At 45.2% G+C, this 241-nt stretch carries 1 protein-coding gene; it reads right to left on the bottom strand.

The window, feature by feature from the left end:
* Positions 1-241 (bottom strand): enoyl-CoA hydratase-related protein (locus AAEY78_RS14770; protein ID WP_352340228.1); only part of this gene is annotated, 241 nt, incomplete at both ends.

Raw genomic sequence — 241 nt, 5'->3', positions numbered from 1 at the left:
GCTAAATACAGGATGGCGTTTTTGTAAAAACGCCTCCATACCTTCACGTTGATCTTTTGATGCAAATAATAACGCATTTGCTTTGCGCTCCAGCGCCATAGCACTGGCAAGTGGAGCGTCCATTCCTGCTAAAATAACTTCTTTTATTTGCTCTGCCGCTAGCGGAGGCATACGTGCTATGCGACGACAATTTGCTAGTGCCTGTTTATATACATCGTCATCTTCGCACAGCTCACTTACC

Origin of the sequence: Psychrobacter sp. 16-MNA-CIBAN-0192 (genome assembly GCF_040309565.1) — a bacterium.
Taxonomy (GTDB): Bacteria; Pseudomonadota; Gammaproteobacteria; order Pseudomonadales; family Moraxellaceae; genus Psychrobacter.
This window is presented reverse-complemented; position numbering and strand designations above follow the sequence as displayed.